This window comes from Pseudomonas sp. LBUM1643 (assembly GCF_059716215.1).
Genome location: NZ_CP166813.1, coordinates 6,337,832 through 6,354,344, shown reverse-complemented (window position 1 = coordinate 6,354,344; position 16,513 = coordinate 6,337,832). Strand labels below are relative to the sequence as shown.

Here is a 16,513-nt window from a genome sequence, read left to right as displayed (position 1 = left end):
CATGGGAATTATTGGAACCATCTTTATCGGCTTGATCGTCGGCCTGCTGGCCCGGTTTCTGAAACCAGGTGACGACAGCATGGGCTGGATCATGACCATCCTGCTCGGTATTGGCGGTTCGTTGGCGGCCACTTATGGCGGCCAGGCTTTGGGCATCTACCACGCTGGCGAAGGCGCAGGCTTTATTGGTGCGCTGGTGGGCGCCGTGGTGTTGCTGGTGATCTACGGCCTGATCAAAAAGAACTGATCCAGGCGACAAAGTCCTCTCGGCTGCGCAAGCCGGGAGGGCTAAAATGCTCGGCGATTCGTTATCCCTTTCTTATCCGAGCACGTTCATGCGCCGTCTTCTGTTGACCTTTCTTTTACTGGGAACCAGCCTGGTCCACGGCAGCGAGTTGCCGGAAACCGACTGGCTCGAACTGATGCCCAAGTCGGACCAGAAAGCCCTCGAGGCCATGCCCGAAATCGATCACAACTCCCCCGAAAGCGATGGCACCTTTACCCAAAAGGGTGGCATGAAGCAGAGCAAGGGGTTGCCGGCGGTGATGTATTCCACCAAAACCGTACCGTCGATGAACGACAAGAACATCCGTATTGGCGGTTACCCGGTGCCGTTGGAAAGCGACGCGAAGGGGCGCAGCACGCTGTTCTTCCTCGTGCCATACCCTGGCGCCTGCATTCACGTGCCGCCACCACCGCCTAATCAGTTGGTGCTGGTGAGGTATCCGAAGGGCTTGAAGCTGGACGATATCTACACGCCGCTGTGGGTGACCGGAACGTTGAAGGTCGAGAAGGTCAACAATGACCTGGCCGACGCGGCGTATGCGCTGGATGCGGCGAAGGTGCGGGTGGTGCAGGAATCAGATCTGTAATTCAGGTTGGCTTAAAAGATCGCAGCCTCGTTTCACTCGACAGCTCCTACGCCGATATCAGTAGGAGCTGTCGAGTGAAACGAGGCTGCGATCTTTTGATCTTAAAGCGGCTTGCTGGCGATGCTGACGCCGAGTGTATGGCTGGCCCCTGGCGCCAATGCCACCACATCACCCATCACATTCGCCGTCTCGATGCACAGCATGCGCTGCCAGCCATCATCAGCCATGTCGCTGAACGCCGCAGCGCGCTCGATCCAGGGGTTCCAGATCACGGCAGTGCGTGAGCCGACGCTGGTCAACTCGATACGCCGTTTCCAGGTCGGGTCGACGATGCTCAGCTGCGCCGGGGTGTCGAGGTAGATCCGATCGGTCTCGCCGCTGAAGCGCAGGTCACCGGATTGAGTCACGGTCTTCCAGTCGTCCAGGGTCTCGATATAGCTCAACCCATCCAGCCCTTCGACGTGCACATTGCGTACGTCGCTCACCGCGAAATAGCTGTGCAACGCCTGGCTGATGGTGACGGTTTCGGTTCCCTGGTTCTGGCTGGTCAGGCTGATGTGCAACTGCTCATCCAGACGAATGCTCAGTTTCAGATCCACTTGATGCGGCCAGCCCGGCAATCCGCCTTCGGGGTAGGGCAGGAGGAATTCGACCTTCAGGCTTTCGCCCTCGGTTTCGATGCCGCCCAACTCCCAGTCCATTGCCCGCACCAGCCCGTGAGCCGTGGGTTCTTCGTTGCTGACGCGCATCGCCTGAACGCTCTGAGGGTTGCGCGCAAAATTGCCGAACCACGGCCAGCACACCGGAACACCGGCGCGGATGCTCTTACCGGTCTTGAACACCGCCTCGTCGTTGAGCCAGATCACCGGCGGTTGGCCGGCCACTTGATAACTGAGGATGTGCGCGCCTTGCTGGGCGACCAGCAATTCCGCCTGACCGTGGCGGATGCGCCAGCAGTTCAGTTCATCCAGTTTCATGGCTTCTACGTTGGGCGTACTCATGGGGCAACTCTCGATCAGGAACAATGACTGCAATGGACCGCGAAACAGCCGCCGGGTTTAACGGGGCTGTTGGTCAGCGGGCTCTTGGCGGAACCGAACGCGTGCGTCCGCTGCCATCGATCGCGACAAATACAAACACGGCTTCGGTCACTTTACGCCACTCGCTGGACAGCGGGTCGTCGCTCCAGACTTCGACCATCATCTGAATCGAGCTGCGGCCGATTTCCAGGGCCTGGGTATAGAAGGAGAGCTGAGCGCCCACTGCCACCGGTACCAGAAACGCCATGCGGTCGATTGCAACGGTCGCCACGCGGCCACCGGCAACCTTGCTGGCCATTGCGGTGCCAGCCAAATCCATCTGCGCCACCAGCCAGCCGCCGAAAATATCGCCAAAGCCGTTGGTTTCGCGTGGAAGTGCGGTGATTTGCAAGGCCAGGTCGCCTTGCGGGATTGGATCTTCTTGTTCGAGCTCTATCATGCCGGGGGTGCCTCTGACCCGTAACTCTTCATTGGTACTTCAGGTGAATAGCCGTCTCAGAAAAAACGATTCAGCCCCGAACATACTACGTTCGTCACGTTTTTCGTAAGGCGCCTAAAGGGAAACTCTGCGAAATCGCCTATGAACCCCGGCAGGCGTTTTCGCACAGCAACCCTTTCCAGCCATTGCAAGATTGCGAGTATATCGGTCGGTAGACTCCGAGACGACCGTCCGGTTCTCATTTTGACCGTCAAATATGCACATCTATGTGCTTTTTCGAACAATTTGTTATCGTGCCGGACCTGCCCAAGCCCTCGCCAGCGTTGTTGGGGTTGCAGATCCGACTATAAGAGAAGCCCTTGCCATGACCACAGCGCCTTCGAATATCGCGCAGCCCACACAATCCGCACGTCCGCTGACCCGCAACGACTACAAGACGTTATCGCTGTCCGCTCTGGGCGGTGCGCTGGAGTTCTACGACTTCATCATTTTCGTGTTCTTTGCCACGGTGGTGGGCAAGCTGTTTTTCCCCCCGGACATGCCTGAGTGGCTGCGCCTGATGCAAACCTTCGGCATTTTCGCCGCGGGCTACCTGGCTCGCCCGTTGGGCGGCATTGTGATGGCGCACTTCGGCGACCTGCTGGGTCGCAAGAAGATGTTCACCCTCAGTATTTTCATGATGGCCGTACCGACCCTGATCATGGGTTTGTTGCCGACTTACGCACAGATCGGCATGTGGGCGCCGATCCTGTTGCTGCTGATGCGGGTCATTCAGGGCGCTGCGATTGGTGGTGAAGTGCCGGGGGCGTGGGTCTTCGTTTCCGAACACGTACCGCAACGACATATCGGTTATGCCTGCGGCACACTGACCAGTGGTCTGACGGCGGGTATCCTGCTGGGCTCGTTGGTCGCCACGGCCATCAACAGCATTTATACCCCGGTGGAAGTCGCCGACTACGCCTGGCGGATCCCGTTCCTGCTGGGCGGTGTGTTCGGCCTGTTCTCTGTTTACCTGCGCCGCTGGTTACACGAGACCCCGGTGTTTGCCGAGCTGCAATTGCGTAAAGCTTTGGCCGAAGAAGTGCCGCTGAAGGCTGTATTGCGTGACCACCGAGGGGCGATCCTGATCTCCATGCTGCTGACCTGGTTGCTGTCTGCCGGCATCATCGTGGTCATCCTGATGACCCCGACCGTGCTGCAGACCGTCTACCACTTCGCGCCAACCACCGCGTTGCAGGCCAACAGTCTGGCCATTGTGTTCCTGAGCCTGGGTTGTGTCGCTTCAGGTGCGCTGGCCGACCGCTTTGGCGCGGGACGGGTGTTTGTGTTTGGCAGCGCTGCGCTACTGATCAGCTCGTGGACTTTCTATCACAGCCTGTTCAATCACCCTGACTGGCTGTTCCCGATGTATGCCTTGACCGGTCTGCTGGTCGGCACCATTGGCGCAGTGCCGTATGTGATGGTCAAAGCCTTTCCGGCAGTGGTCCGCTTCAGCGGATTGTCGTTCTCCTACAACCTGGCCTACGCCATTTTCGGTGGTTTGACGCCGATGGTGGTGACGCTGCTGCTGAAGGAGAGCCCGATGGGCCCAGCCTATTACGTCGCGATTATTTGTGGTGTCGGGATTTTGGTGGGTGGGTATCTCTGGAAGAAGGGGCGCTGATCCCCGAAACTGTCTGCAGATGTACCGGCCCTATCGCCAGCAGGCTGGCTCCCACATTGAAATGCATTCCAATGTGGGAGCCAGCCTGCTGGCGATCAGGGCGCATGAATTATCCGATAAACCTCGAATGATGGCCTTTCATCCAATTGTCATATTTCAGCCATAGAGTGTTCATACGACCTGCCGATACTTGGCCCCGACTTAACACACCCTATCTGCTAGGAGTAAGGCATGAAACTGAAGCGTTTGATGGCGGCAATGACTTTTGTCGCTGCTGGCGTTGCGACTGCCAACGCGGTTGCCGCTGTTGACCCTGCTATCCCGAGCTACACCAAGACCACTGGTGTGTCGGGCAACCTGTCCAGCGTCGGCTCCGATACCCTGGCGAACCTCATGACCCTCTGGGCTGAGAACTACAAAAAAGAATACCCGAACGTAAACATCCAGATTCAGGCCGCTGGCTCCGCCACTGCGCCACCTGCGCTGACTGAAGGCACCTCTAACCTGGGCCCGATGAGCCGCAAAATGAAAGACACCGAACTGGCTGCCTTCGAGCAGAAGTACGGTTACAAGCCAACCGCTATCCCGGTTGCCGTGGATGCCCTGGCGGTGTTCGTGCACAAAGACAACCCGATCCAGCACCTGACCATGGAACAAGTCGACGCGATCTTCTCGTCCACTCGTCTGTGTGGCGCTAAAGCCGACGTGAAAACCTGGGGTGACCTGGGCGTGACCGGCGATCTGGCCAACAAGCCGGTTCAACTGTTCGGTCGTAACTCGGTATCCGGCACCTACGGCTACTTCAAAGAAGAAGCCCTGTGCAAAGGCGACTACAAGCCAAACGTCAACGAACAACCCGGTTCGGCTTCGGTCGTGCAGTCGATCAGCTCCTCGCTGAACGGCATCGGTTACTCGGGCATCGGTTACAAAACCGCTAGCGTGAAGACGGTTGCACTGGCCAAGAAAGGCAGCACTGACTTCATCGAAGACACCGAAGAAAACGCCCTGAACGGCAAGTATCCGCTGTCCCGCTTCCTCTACGTTTACGTCAACAAAGCCCCGAACAAGCCTCTGGCTCCGCTGGAAGCCGAGTTCGTGAAGCTGGTTCTGTCGAAACAGGGCCAGGAAGTGGTAGTGAAAGACGGTTACATCCCACTGCCAGCCAAAGTAGCTGCTAAAGCGCTAGCTGACCTGGGTCTGCAGGAAGGCGGCGCTGAAGTCGTAAAAAAGTAAAACCCTAGGCCCGGGGTACGCCCCGGACCTGTGTGGTCGCTTGGCTTGTGTGGTGAGGGGATTTATCCCCGTTCGGCTGCGAAGCAGTCGCAAGGCCGGTGAATGCGATGTATCTGAAAGATCGTGATCATCAGTTATGGGGCTGCTTCGCAGCCCGACGGGGATAAATCCCCTCGCCACAGAATTAAGCGGCCACCCCCAAATTTTAGATCCGCTGCCAGCTCCCTGCTGGTGGCGGATTTGTCGCGTCACTGCACTGTCATCTTTCTGTCATACAGGATCGCTAGGGTGTGCGAATGAATGATCTGGCCAATTCCACAATGACTACAAATCCCCCCAAGCGAATTGATTTCAATACGCCTGAGCTGCAGCGCAAGCGCCGTATTCGCGCGCTTAAAGACCGTCTGACGCGGTGGTACGTCCTCGTTGGCGGCCTCGCTGTTCTCGGCGCGATCACGCTGATTTTCTTCTTCCTCGGCTACGTTGTTGCCCCGCTGTTCCAGGGAGCCGATCTGACCGTCAAGGACTCGATCACGCCTGCCTGGATGCAAGATGCCGGCAAGCCGTTGATGATCTCCCTGGAAGAACAGAACCAGGTCGCCATGCGGGTTTCCGACAAGGGGCAGGCGCTGTTCTTTGATATCGACAGTGGCGCAGAACTCAAGCGTGTCGAATTGCCGGTTCCAGCGGGCAGCCAGGTCACCTCCATCGCCGAAGATCAGCCGGGTTCCCCTCTGGTCGCGGTTGGTTTTTCCAATGGCCAGGCCCTGGTGTTCCGCCACACCTATAAAGTCTCGTACCCGGACGGCAAGAAGACTATCTCGCCAGCCATTGAATACCCGTACGGCGAAACCCCGATCGCGCTCAACGAAGCGGGCGGGGCGCTGGAGCACGTCAGCCTCAACGCGACGGACTCGACCCTGATGCTGGTCGGCTCCACCGGTTCGCAGCTCAACGTTCTTTCGCTCACCAGCGAAGAAAACATGATGACCGGCGAAGTCACCAACGAGCAGAAACGTATCGATCTGCCGCAGATGACCGAGACGGTAAAAAACATCTTCGTCGACCCGCGCCAACAGTGGTTATACGTGATCAACGGTCGCGCTCAGGCCGACGTGTTCAGCCTGCGGGACAAGAGCCTCAATGGTCGCTACAAACTGCTTGATGATGGCGAAGCGCAAATCACAGCCAGTACGCAACTGGTTGGCGGTATCTCGCTGATCCTCGGCGACTCCAAGGGTGGTCTGGCCCAGTGGTTCATGGCCCGCGATCCGGATGGCGAGCAGCGTCTGAAGCAGATTCGTACCTTCCAGATGGGCACCACGCCAATTGTTGAAATCACTGCCGAAGAGCGTCGCAAAGGGTTTATTGCGCTCGATGCTTCCGGCAAGCTTGGCGTCTTCCACAGCACCGCCCACCGCACCTTGCTGGTGGATCAGGTGGTCGAAGGCCAAGGCATTTTCGGTCTGTCGCCACGGGCCAACCGCGTGATCGTGGAAGCCGGCGGCAAGCTGCAACCGCTGTTGCTCGACAACCCGCACCCGGAAGTATCGTGGAGCGCGTTGTGGAGCAAAGTCTGGTACGAGAACTACGACGAGGCGAAATACGTCTGGCAATCGACCGCAGCCAACACCGATTTCGAACCCAAACTGAGCCTGGCGCCACTGACGTTCGGCACCTTGAAAGCCGCGTTCTACGCCATGCTGCTGGCTGCGCCACTGGCTGTTGCGGCGGCCATCTACACCGCCTACTTCATGGCACCGAGCCTGCGTCGCAAGGTCAAGCCGGTGATCGAGTTGATGGAAGCGATGCCGACGGTGATCCTCGGCTTCTTCGCGGGCCTGTTCCTCGCGCCGTATGTGGAAGGACACCTGCCCGGCATTTTCAGCCTGCTGCTGTTGATGCCGATCGGCATCCTGGTCGCGGGTTTCACCTTCAGCCGCCTGCCTGAGTCGATTCGTCTGAAAGTGCCGGACGGTTGGGAAAGCGCGATCCTGATCCCGGTGATTCTGTTTGTGGGCTGGTTGTCGTTGTACATGAGCCCGTACATGGAAACCTGGTTTTTCGGCGGCGACATGCGCATGTGGATCTCCCACGACCTGGGCATCACCTACGACCAGCGCAACGCACTGGTAGTTGGCCTGGCGATGGGTTTCGCGGTGATCCCGAACATCTACTCCATTGCCGAAGACGCCGTGTTCAGCGTGCCACGCGGCTTGACCCTGGGCTCCCTGGCCCTCGGCGCCACGCCTTGGCAAACCATGACTCGCGTGGTGATCCTCACCGCCAGCCCGGGCATTTTCTCGGCGCTGATGATCGGCATGGGTCGTGCGGTCGGTGAAACGATGATCGTGCTGATGGCCACCGGTAACACCCCGGTCATGGAAATGAACCTGTTCGAAGGCCTGCGCACTCTGGCTGCCAACGTCGCGGTGGAAATGCCCGAATCGGAAGTCGGCGGCAGCCACTACCGCGTGCTGTTCCTCTCGGCGCTGGTGCTGCTGTTGTTCACCTTCGTCATGAACACCCTCGCGGAACTGATTCGTCAGCGTCTGCGCAAGAAATACTCGTCGCTTTAAGAAAGGTAGAAGTCTGTGAAACAGAACTCCCTGAACGGATGGTTCAAGAGCGGCGCCCCAGGCGTCTGGATCAGCGGTGGCGCGGTGTCCATCGCCGTCATCATGACCATTGGCTTGCTGGCAGTGATTGCCGTGCGTGGTCTGGGCCATTTCTGGCCGGCAGACCTGATCCACGCCAGCTACGACGTGCCGGGCCAGGCTAATCACCTGGTTATTGGCGAAGTGGTGCAGAAAGAAGAAGTCCCTCGTGAGCGCCTCAAAAGCGCTGGCCTGCCGGTGCCCGATCAGGGCCCGGAGTTCATGACCCGCGAGCTGATCAAGGTCGGCAACCGTGACCTGAACGGCAGCGACTTCACCTGGATTGTGGGTGAGTGGCTGACCAACCAGAAGACGCCGCCGGAGTTGATGGCGATTGAGCGTCGCGAGTGGGGCAACTTCTACGGCTATCTGGTCAACGTCAAACAGGACGGCAAGGTCATCGCCGAAGGCGAGGCGGCGTGGCCTGAATTGCAGGCACGTGTGGAGCGAGTCAACAAGCTGGCTGCCGAGCTCAAGACTCTGGAAAAAGCCGACATCGGCGCAATCAACGCCGGGTTGGAACGCATCCGTCTGCATGGTCGTAAACTCGAGCTGGCAGGCACTCTTGATGCCACAGCGCAAGCTGACATGGATGGCGAGCGCGCAGAACTGAACGCCCGTTATCAGGACATTGAAGCGCGTCTGGCCGATCTGCATGCCCAGTTCAATCGCGACAGCCTGACGGCCCGCGACGCCAACGGTAAAGAGATCGAAATCGGCATCGGCAAAGTGGTGCATGCCTACCAACCGAACGCCATGGGGACCTTCACCAAGATCGGTTTTTACTTCAGCAAGGTCTGGGAGTTCCTGAGCGACGACCCGCGTGAAGCGAACACCGAAGGCGGGATCTTCCCGGCCATTTTCGGCACCGTGATGATGACCCTGATCATGGCGATGATCGTGACGCCATTCGGCGTGCTGGCGGCGGTTTACCTGCGTGAGTACGCGAAACAGAACGCCTTGACCCGGATTATCCGCATCGCGGTGAACAACCTGGCCGGTGTGCCTGCGATTGTTTACGGCGTGTTCGGTCTGGGTTTCTTCGTCTACGTACTGGGCGGTTCGGTTGACCGGTTGTTCTTCCCCGAAGCGTTGCCTGCGCCGACCTTTGGTACGCCGGGTCTGCTCTGGGCTTCTTTGACCCTGGCGCTGCTCGCGGTGCCGGTGGTGATCGTGGCCACGGAAGAAGGTCTGGCGCGGATCCCGCGGACCGTGCGCGAAGGCTCGCTGGCCCTCGGCGCGACCAAGGCCGAAACCTTGTGGAAGATCGTGCTGCCGATGGCCAGCCCGGCGATGATGACCGGCATGATCCTGGCCGTGGCTCGCGCCGCCGGTGAAGTGGCGCCGCTAATGCTGGTAGGTGTGGTGAAACTGGCACCGTCGCTGCCACTGGACGGCAACTACCCGTACCTTCACCTTGACCAGAAGATCATGCACCTGGGCTTCCATATTTATGACGTCGGCTTCCAGAGCCCGAACGTTGAAGCGGCGCGACCGCTGGTGTACGCCACAGCGCTGTTGTTGGTACTGGTGATCGCCACATTGAACCTGTCTGCCGTTTACATCCGTAACCACCTGCGCGAGAAGTACAAAGCGCTGGATAGCTGATTTTTGCAGCACTGATTTTTATGTGGGAGCGAGCCTGCTCGCGATGGCATCACCGCGGTTTCACTGTCAAACCGCGTTGGCTGAATCGCCAGCAGGCTGGCTCCCACAAAAACTGAACCGAATTTGTTAGCACAGGGAGCCTCCCATGCAGCACGAAACACATACCCACGGCATTAACATGTCTGCCCTGGGCCGCGACAAGCAGAGCCTCAGCCTCGAGCAGGAAACTGTGGCCATCGAAGTTCCGGGCCTGAGCCTTTTTTACGGCGACAAACAAGCGCTGTTCGACGTCAGCATGAACATTCCGAAACAGCGCGTGACCGCTTTCATCGGCCCGTCCGGCTGCGGCAAGTCCACGCTGCTGCGCACGTTCAACCGCATGAACGACCTGGTCGATGGCTGCCGTGTGGAAGGTGCGATCAACCTCTACGGCAACAACATCTACCGCAAGGGCGAAGACGTGGCCGAGCTGCGTCGTCGTGTCGGGATGGTGTTCCAGAAGCCCAACCCGTTCCCGAAAACCATCTACGAAAACGTGGTTTACGGCCTGCGCATCCAGGGCATCAACAAGAAACGTGTACTCGACGAAGCCGTTGAGTGGGCCTTGAAAGGCGCGGCGCTGTGGGACGAGGTCAAAGACCGCCTGCACGAGTCGGCACTCGGCCTGTCCGGTGGTCAGCAGCAACGTCTGGTGATCGCCCGTACCATCGCCGTAGAGCCGGAAGTGTTGCTGCTCGATGAACCGTGCTCGGCACTCGACCCGATCTCCACGCTGAAAGTCGAAGAGCTGATCTACGAACTGAAATCGAAATTCACTATCGTCATCGTCACCCACAACATGCAGCAAGCCGCGCGGGTTTCCGACTACACGGCGTTCATGTACATGGGCAAATTGGTGGAATTCGGCGACACCGATACGTTGTTCACCAATCCGGCGAAGAAGCAGACCGAAGATTACATCACCGGTCGTTACGGCTAGCAGGTGCTGGTTGCTCACTGAACTGACGCTGCGGTCCACCGCACCTTACCGGACGCTCCAAGGACGCCAACATGATTAGTAAAGAAGGCCTTACCCATCACATTTCCGCCCAGTTCAACGCCGAACTCGAGGAAGTGCGCAGCCACCTTCTGGCCATGGGCGGCCTGGTGGAAAAGCAGGTCAACGACGCGGTCACCGCGCTGATCGAGGCCGACTCCGGCCTGGCCCAGCAGGTTCGCGAGATCGACGACCAGATCAACCAGATGGAGCGCAACATCGACGAAGAATGCCTGCGCATTCTGGCCCGCCGTCAGCCGGCGGCCTCCGACTTGCGGCTGATCATCAGCATCTCCAAGTCGGTGATCGACCTGGAGCGCATCGGTGACGAGGCGACCAAAATCGCTCGTCGCGCCATTCAGCTGTGCGAAGAAGGCGAAGCACCACGCGGTTACGTTGAAGTGCGTCATATCGGCGACCAGGTGCGCAACATGGTTCGCGATGCCCTGGACGCCTTTGCCCGTTTCGACGCCGACCTGGCGTTGTCGGTGGCCCAGTACGACAAGATCATCGATCGCGAATACAAGACCGCGCTGCGTGAACTGGCGACCTACATGATGGAAGACCCGCGCTCTATCTCGCGGGTCTTGAGCATTATCTGGGTACTGCGCTCGCTGGAGCGGATTGGCGATCACGCGCGCAACATTTCCGAGTTGGTGATTTACCTGGTCCGTGGCACCGATGTGCGTCACCTGGGCCTGAAGCGCATGAAGGAAGAAGTTGAAGGCACAAGTGGTGAAACCGCTAATGTTCCGGGCAAAGTTGACGATAAGTAAGTTTGCCCAAGAGAAACGCCCGGCCTTTTGGTCGGGCGTTTTTGTTTGTGGCCTATGTATTCGACAACAGCACCCGTGAACGAAAAGTCCCGGCGTGACTGAGGGTTTTGGCAATATGCCATCAGCAATGCGCTACGCTTGCCGGGGTTTTGAAGGGGTGATGGATGAGTAAGGTCAGTGTGTTGGTCGTGGACGATGCTTCATTCATTCGTGACCTGGTGAGAAAGTGCCTGCGTAACTATTTTCCGGGCATTCGGATCGAAGATGCGATCAACGGCAAGAAAGCGCAGACCTTGCTGACAAAAGAAGTGTTTGACCTGGTGCTGTGCGACTGGGAAATGCCGGAAATGTCCGGTCTGGAACTGCTGACCTGGTGCCGCGAGCAGGACAATCTCAAGACCATGCCCTTTGTCATGGTGACCAGTCGCGGCGACAAAGAGAATGTCATCCAGGCGATTCAGGCCGGTGTTTCCGGCTACGTCAGCAAGCCTTTCAACAACGAGCAACTGCTGACCAAGGTCAAGCAGGCGTTGAACAAGGTCGGCAAGCTCGACGCGTTGATGAACAGCGCCCCGGTGAAAGTGAACTCGGCCTTCGGTAACGATTCCCTGAACGCCTTGACCGGCGGCCAGGCCACCGTGGTCACTGCCTCGCCCGCGCCGGCACCGTCACGTGGTCTGCTGAACACCCCGCCAGTCAAGGTAAGCGCCGGGGCAGCCATCACGTCCGGTCGTGGTCAAGGCCAGTTGCGCCTGTCGAGTGGTACTCAGCAATGCGTGATCAAGGCCTTGAGCCTCAAGGAAGCGCTGCTGGTGGTGAAGCGTACCGATGCGTTGCCACAAGTGCTCGACAGTGCCGTGCTCGACCTGGAGCAGGGTGACAATGCCGAAGTCGCCCGCCTGAACGGTTACCTGCACGCCATCGTCGCCTACGAGCCCAAGCCTGACAGTGAATGGTTGCAGCTGACCTTCCGTTTTGTGGATCAGGACGCGCAGAAACTCGACTACATTTCCCGATTGATTGCTCGGGGCACGGTGCAGAAACACTTCATTCCGGGCGCGTAGGTATCTCGTTGCCTGATAGACCTCTTCGCGAACAGGTCGCGAAGGGGGCTCACATTCACCACCTATCCCCTGAACGGCCGAACTTGAAACATCTGCCACCTCCACGGGTCCATTGCAGCTGCTAGGCTCCTCCCCAGGCCTTCCTCGATAGAACCCTTGCCTATGCTCGTGCGCCTGATTTTTCTCTGTGGTCTTTTCATGGCCTCCACCTCGGCTGTGGCCATGACGATCTACAAATCCAAAGACGCGAACGGCGTGGTCTCCTACAGCGACCGCCCCACGAAGGGCTCACAAGTGTTCGTTTTTCGCGATCGCATGGTCGAGAACCTTGGGGGACAGGTGTACCTGGACATCAAGAAGCAAAAGGGCGCCGACAGCGTCTTCGTGCGCAATGACCTCTATGCCCCGGTGGAGATCGAGCTGAGTTTCGCTGGTCTGAAAAACGTCAGCGGCGCGCCAAGTCGACCGATTCGCCGGGTGATGCCGGCACGCAGCAACATTCGCCTGGCGCTGCTGACGGCTACCCAGGCGGGAAGGCCGCTGACGTATACCCCGAAATTCGAATACTCCCTGGGCGACCCCTCAGGCGCTGCCATGGCCTACCGATACCCGTTGCCGTGGCGTGGTGGCCCGTTTCGCCTGAGTCAGGGTGCCAATGGTCAATACAGCCATTTCGGCCCGAAGAACCGCTACGCCATCGACATCGCCATGCCTGAGGGCACGCCGATCATTGCGGCCAGGGGCGGGGTGGTGGTGAAAACCGAGAACAGTCAGACCGGCCGTGGGACCGATCCGTCAGGTAATTTTGTGCGCGTGCTGCACGATGACGGGACGATGGGCGTGTACCTGCACCTTATGCAGGGTTCGGTGAACGTTCGGGAGGGGCAGCGTGTGGCAGTGGGCAGCGCCCTGGCACTGTCAGGCAATACCGGCAACAGCAGCGGGCCGCACCTGCATTTCGTGGTGCAGCGCAATACCGGATTGGGGTTGGTGTCGATTCCGTACCAGTTCAGTCAGCCGGTAGGGGGTTTTCCCAACTTTGCGTTGGGCAAACAATGAAATTGGCAGGAATCTAATGTGTGTGGGGAATTTATCTGAGGTGCAGGTATTTATCCGTGGTGAGGGGATTTATCCCCGTTGGACGGCGAAGCCGTCCCCCAATGCTTCTAACTGATGGGGTCGCTTCGCAACCCAACGGGGATAAATCCCCTCACCACAAAAGCCCAGCAGGACTAGCAGGACTAGCAGGTCCAGTAGGACTGGCAGGTCCAGCAGGTCCAGCAGGACGAGCAAGCCCGCATCAGTCCAGCATCAACACCTTGGCCAGAACAATCTTCGGCCCTTTCATCTTCTTGATGATGATCCGCAGCCCTTCGACTTCCAGCACTTCTTCCTCTTCCGGCACCCGCTTCAGACTGTCGTAAACCAGCCCGGCGAGGGTCTCGGCCTCAACGTGGTCCAGATCGATACCCAGCAGCCGTTCGACCTTGAACAGAGGAGTGTCACCGCGCACCAGCAGCTTGCCCGGTTGATACGCGAGAATCCCGCGCTCAGCCTTGCGGTGTTCGTCCTGAATATCACCGACCAGCACTTCCAGCACGTCTTCCATGGTCAGGTAACCGATGATATTGCCGTCGGCTTCTTCAACCAGTGCAAAGTGCGAACCGCCTTTACGGAACTGCTCCAACAGTTGCGAGAGCGGCATATGACGGGAAACGCGTTCCAGTGGACGGGTCAGTTCGGCGAGGTTGAACGACTCGGGAATATGGTCCAGCGCCGCCAGTTCCAGCAACAGGTCCTTGATGTGCAGCAGGCCGACGAACTCCTGGCTATCGCTGTCGTACACCGGATAACGGCTGAACTTGTGACGACGGAACATCGCCAGGATTTCCTTCAGCGGCGCGTTGAACTCCAGCGTCACCAGGTCTTCCCGGGAGTTGGCCCAATCGACCACTTCCAGCTCGCCCATTTCCACCGCCGAAGCCAATACACGCATGCCTTGGTCACTAGGGTCCTGACCACGGCTTGAGTGCAGGATCAGCTTCAGTTCTTCACGGCTGTAATGGTGCTCGTGATGCGGGCCGGGTTCACCCTGGCCAGCGATCCGCAGGATCGTGTTGGCGCTGGCGTTGAGCAGGTAGATGGCCGGGTACATGGCCCAGTAGAACAGGTACAGCGGCACGGCGGTCCACAGCGACAGCAGCTCTGGTTTGCGGATGGCCCAGGATTTCGGGGCCAGTTCGCCAACCACGATGTGCAGGTACGAAATGACGAAGAAGGCAGCGAAGAACGACACGCCTTTGATCACTTCGGCCGACTGCACGCCGACGGCTTCCAGCAGCGGTTCGAGGATGTGGGCGAACGCCGGTTCACCGACCCAGCCGAGGCCGAGGGAGGCGAGGGTGATACCTAGCTGGCACGCCGAGAGGTACGCATCGAGCTGACTGTGAACGGTGCGCAGGATGTGCCCGCGCCAGCCGTTCTTCTCGGCGATGGCTTCAACCCGGGTCGAGCGCAATTTGACCATGGCGAATTCCGCCGCAACGAAAAAGCCGTTGAGCAAAACCAGGATCAGAGCAAAAAGAATCATGCCGAAATCGGCGAAGAGTGTCGCGAGGGTCAAGCCAGGGGATGGGTCCATGATGGAGTTTTGCGGGTTCCGTGTATTCGAAAGAAAGGGGAAATGTGTACCTGAAGCGCAGGCACAAGTCAGCCAATGTAGCGGCTGACTGGTCGATTGCCTAGTGGCGAGTGCTGGCCGGTATCAGTCAGTGGTACTGATGACCAGGGTTTTGGTGACTTGGGCGGGTGCGAAATGGCAGGTGAACGTGCTGCCGTGGCCCGGTACGCTGCTGATTTCCATCCGTGCGCGGTGGCGCAATAGCACGTGTTTGACGATCGCCAGCCCGAGCCCGGTGCCGCCGGTGTTGGAGTTGCGGCTGGAGTCGACCCGGTAGAAGCGTTCGGTCAGGCGCGGCAGGTGCTTGCTGTCGATGCCCATGCCGGAGTCCTGCACGCTCAGGTGCGCACCTTGTTCATCGCCCCACCAGCGGATGCGGATTTTGCCCTCGGCCGGGGTGTATTTCACCGCGTTGAACACCAAGTTGGAAAATGCACTGCGCAATTCGGCTTCGCTGCCCTTGAGCTGGATCGTCGGATCGGCTTCGAGGGTGATGTGATGATTTTTCTGATCGGACAGTTGCTGCGCGTCGCTCTTGATCGACTGCAGCAAGCCGTCGATGGCCACGGGCTGGTTGTCCGAGGGGTAATCGGTGGCCTCCAGTTTGGCCAGTAGCAACAAATCATTGAGCAACGTCTGCATGCGTCCGCCTTGTTGCTGCATCTGCTGCAAGGCGCGGGTCCAGCGCGGGTTCACTTCCTCGACGTTATCGAGCAGGGTTTCCAGGTAGCCGCAAATCACCGTCAACGGTGTGCGCAACTCGTGGGAAACGTTGGCGATAAAGTCTTTGCGCATCTGTTCCAGCTGATGGATGCGCGTCACGTCGCGCACCAGCATCAAATGCTCGTTGTTGCCGTAGCGGGTGATGTACAGCTGAATGCGCAGGCGATCGTTGGTCGGCGAGGGGATTTCCAGCGGCTCGGCGTAGCTGTCCTGCTCGAAGTACTCCTTGAAGCGCGGATGGCGCACCAGGTTGGTCACGGGCTGACCGCTGTCCTGGGGTGTCTTGAGACCTAGCAGGGTTTCCGCCGCGCGGTTCCACCATTCGAGGTTGCCGTCGGTGTCGAGCATGATCACTGCATCTTTAAGGGCAGCGGTGGACTCCTGAACCCGGTCGATCACGGCTTGCAGACGTCCACGGACACGTTGGTCACGGCGTTGCAGGTGGTAGATGCTGTCGAACACTTCGCCCCACAGGCCATAGCCGTCTGGCGGTGCTTCATCGGGTTTGTGCAGGCGCAACCACTCGTGCAGACGCAGCAATTGCTTGAGAGTCCAGGCCAGGTAAAGGCCCAGGCCTGCGGCGAGACTCCAGCCGTAATAGCCGGTAATCAAGCCGATCACCAGGCAGGCGGTGACCAGTAGCAGCATGTGGCGAATCAGGGTGCCATGCCAGTTTTGGTTCACTTGAAGCGCGTCCTTGTCAGCTTGTCGGGCGGGAAAAG

The 16,513-nt window shown here is 58.9% G+C and carries 14 protein-coding genes; 10 read left to right on the top strand and 4 right to left on the bottom strand.

All coding sequences use genetic code 11. From position 1 onward, the window contains the following. The first annotated feature begins 1 nt into the window (after window position 1). Together ACA063_RS28800 and ACA063_RS28795 are read left to right on the top strand one after the other, a co-directional pair. Window positions 2–247 carry a GlsB/YeaQ/YmgE family stress response membrane protein gene (locus tag ACA063_RS28800; RefSeq protein WP_027926291.1) on the top strand — a complete coding sequence of 82 codons (246 nt, stop codon included), beginning with the start codon at window positions 2–4 and terminating at the stop codon, window positions 245–247. Window positions 248–335: 88 nt separating this feature from the next. Beyond that, a complete protein-coding gene (locus tag ACA063_RS28795; RefSeq protein WP_497664241.1) occupies window positions 336–872 on the top strand; it encodes a DUF3299 domain-containing protein in 537 nt (178 codons plus the stop codon). Between the two features lie 101 nt (window positions 873–973). On the opposite strand, the gene ACA063_RS28790 is transcribed toward ACA063_RS28795, so the two are convergent. Next, window positions 974–1,873, bottom strand: a complete 900-nt coding sequence (locus tag ACA063_RS28790; RefSeq protein ID WP_497664240.1) for a D-hexose-6-phosphate mutarotase — start codon at window positions 1,871–1,873, stop codon at window positions 974–976. A 73-nt stretch (window positions 1,874–1,946) separates the two neighbouring features. Then, window positions 1,947–2,351, bottom strand: a complete 405-nt coding sequence (locus ACA063_RS28785; protein ID WP_007896491.1) for an acyl-CoA thioesterase — start codon at window positions 2,349–2,351, stop codon at window positions 1,947–1,949. A 364-nt stretch (window positions 2,352–2,715) separates the two neighbouring features. On the opposite strand from ACA063_RS28785, the gene ACA063_RS28780 reads away from it, so the two are divergent. The 8 genes from ACA063_RS28780 to ACA063_RS28745 all read left to right on the top strand — a co-directional run bounded on the left by ACA063_RS28780 (window position 2,716) and on the right by ACA063_RS28745 (window position 13,447). Continuing rightward, the gene (locus ACA063_RS28780) at window positions 2,716–4,014 is read left to right on the top strand and encodes an MFS transporter (protein WP_162436610.1); all 1,299 of its coding nucleotides are present in this window, start codon (window positions 2,716–2,718) and stop codon (window positions 4,012–4,014) included. A gap of 231 nt (window positions 4,015–4,245) precedes the next feature. Continuing rightward, complete coding sequence (locus ACA063_RS28775) at window positions 4,246–5,247, top strand: phosphate ABC transporter substrate-binding protein PstS (protein WP_497664239.1); 1,002 nt, start codon at window positions 4,246–4,248, stop codon at window positions 5,245–5,247. 296 nt (window positions 5,248–5,543) lie between these two features. Then, window positions 5,544–7,826, top strand: a complete 2,283-nt coding sequence (locus ACA063_RS28770) for an ABC transporter permease subunit (protein ID WP_497664238.1) — start codon at window positions 5,544–5,546, stop codon at window positions 7,824–7,826. Window positions 7,827–7,841: 15 nt separating this feature from the next. After that, the gene (pstA, locus tag ACA063_RS28765; protein ID WP_497664237.1) at window positions 7,842–9,512 is read left to right on the top strand and encodes a phosphate ABC transporter permease PstA; all 1,671 of its coding nucleotides are present in this window, start codon (window positions 7,842–7,844) and stop codon (window positions 9,510–9,512) included. Between the two features lie 145 nt (window positions 9,513–9,657). Further along, window positions 9,658–10,491 carry a phosphate ABC transporter ATP-binding protein PstB gene (pstB, locus tag ACA063_RS28760; protein WP_060540210.1) on the top strand — a complete coding sequence of 278 codons (834 nt, stop codon included), beginning with the start codon at window positions 9,658–9,660 and terminating at the stop codon, window positions 10,489–10,491. 71 nt (window positions 10,492–10,562) lie between these two features. After that, a complete protein-coding gene (phoU, locus tag ACA063_RS28755) occupies window positions 10,563–11,324 on the top strand; it encodes a phosphate signaling complex protein PhoU (protein WP_084317714.1) in 762 nt (253 codons plus the stop codon). Window positions 11,325–11,488: 164 nt separating this feature from the next. Continuing rightward, a complete protein-coding gene (locus tag ACA063_RS28750) occupies window positions 11,489–12,388 on the top strand; it encodes a response regulator (RefSeq protein ID WP_497664236.1) in 900 nt (299 codons plus the stop codon). Between the two features lie 162 nt (window positions 12,389–12,550). Then, complete coding sequence (locus ACA063_RS28745; RefSeq protein ID WP_497664235.1) at window positions 12,551–13,447, top strand: peptidoglycan DD-metalloendopeptidase family protein; 897 nt, start codon at window positions 12,551–12,553, stop codon at window positions 13,445–13,447. Between the two features lie 241 nt (window positions 13,448–13,688). Here the strand turns inward: ACA063_RS28745 and ACA063_RS28740 are convergent, their stop codons facing one another. Next, the gene (locus ACA063_RS28740) at window positions 13,689–15,029 is read right to left on the bottom strand and encodes a hemolysin family protein (RefSeq protein ID WP_497664234.1); all 1,341 of its coding nucleotides are present in this window, start codon (window positions 15,027–15,029) and stop codon (window positions 13,689–13,691) included. A 123-nt stretch (window positions 15,030–15,152) separates the two neighbouring features. Continuing rightward, window positions 15,153–16,439, bottom strand: a complete 1,287-nt coding sequence (phoR, locus tag ACA063_RS28735) for a phosphate regulon sensor histidine kinase PhoR (RefSeq protein ID WP_497666596.1) — start codon at window positions 16,437–16,439, stop codon at window positions 15,153–15,155. Window positions 16,440–16,513: the final 74 nt, after the last annotated feature.

Coding starts and splice junctions, on each gene's coding strand:
- ACA063_RS28800 (WP_027926291.1), top strand. CDS start 2: ATGGGAATTATTGGAACCATCTTTATCGGCTTGATCGTCGGCCTGCTG.
- ACA063_RS28795 (WP_497664241.1), top strand. CDS start 336: ATGCGCCGTCTTCTGTTGACCTTTCTTTTACTGGGAACCAGCCTGGTC.
- ACA063_RS28790 (WP_497664240.1), bottom strand. CDS start 1,873: ATGAGTACGCCCAACGTAGAAGCCATGAAACTGGATGAACTGAACTGC.
- ACA063_RS28785 (WP_007896491.1), bottom strand. CDS start 2,351: ATGATAGAGCTCGAACAAGAAGATCCAATCCCGCAAGGCGACCTGGCC.
- ACA063_RS28780 (WP_162436610.1), top strand. CDS start 2,716: ATGACCACAGCGCCTTCGAATATCGCGCAGCCCACACAATCCGCACGT.
- ACA063_RS28775 (WP_497664239.1), top strand. CDS start 4,246: ATGAAACTGAAGCGTTTGATGGCGGCAATGACTTTTGTCGCTGCTGGC.
- ACA063_RS28770 (WP_497664238.1), top strand. CDS start 5,544: ATGAATGATCTGGCCAATTCCACAATGACTACAAATCCCCCCAAGCGA.
- pstB (WP_060540210.1), top strand. CDS start 9,658: ATGCAGCACGAAACACATACCCACGGCATTAACATGTCTGCCCTGGGC.
- phoU (WP_084317714.1), top strand. CDS start 10,563: ATGATTAGTAAAGAAGGCCTTACCCATCACATTTCCGCCCAGTTCAAC.
- ACA063_RS28750 (WP_497664236.1), top strand. CDS start 11,489: ATGAGTAAGGTCAGTGTGTTGGTCGTGGACGATGCTTCATTCATTCGT.
- ACA063_RS28745 (WP_497664235.1), top strand. CDS start 12,551: ATGCTCGTGCGCCTGATTTTTCTCTGTGGTCTTTTCATGGCCTCCACC.
- ACA063_RS28740 (WP_497664234.1), bottom strand. CDS start 15,029: ATGGACCCATCCCCTGGCTTGACCCTCGCGACACTCTTCGCCGATTTC.
- phoR (WP_497666596.1), bottom strand. CDS start 16,439: ATGCTGCTACTGGTCACCGCCTGCCTGGTGATCGGCTTGATTACCGGC.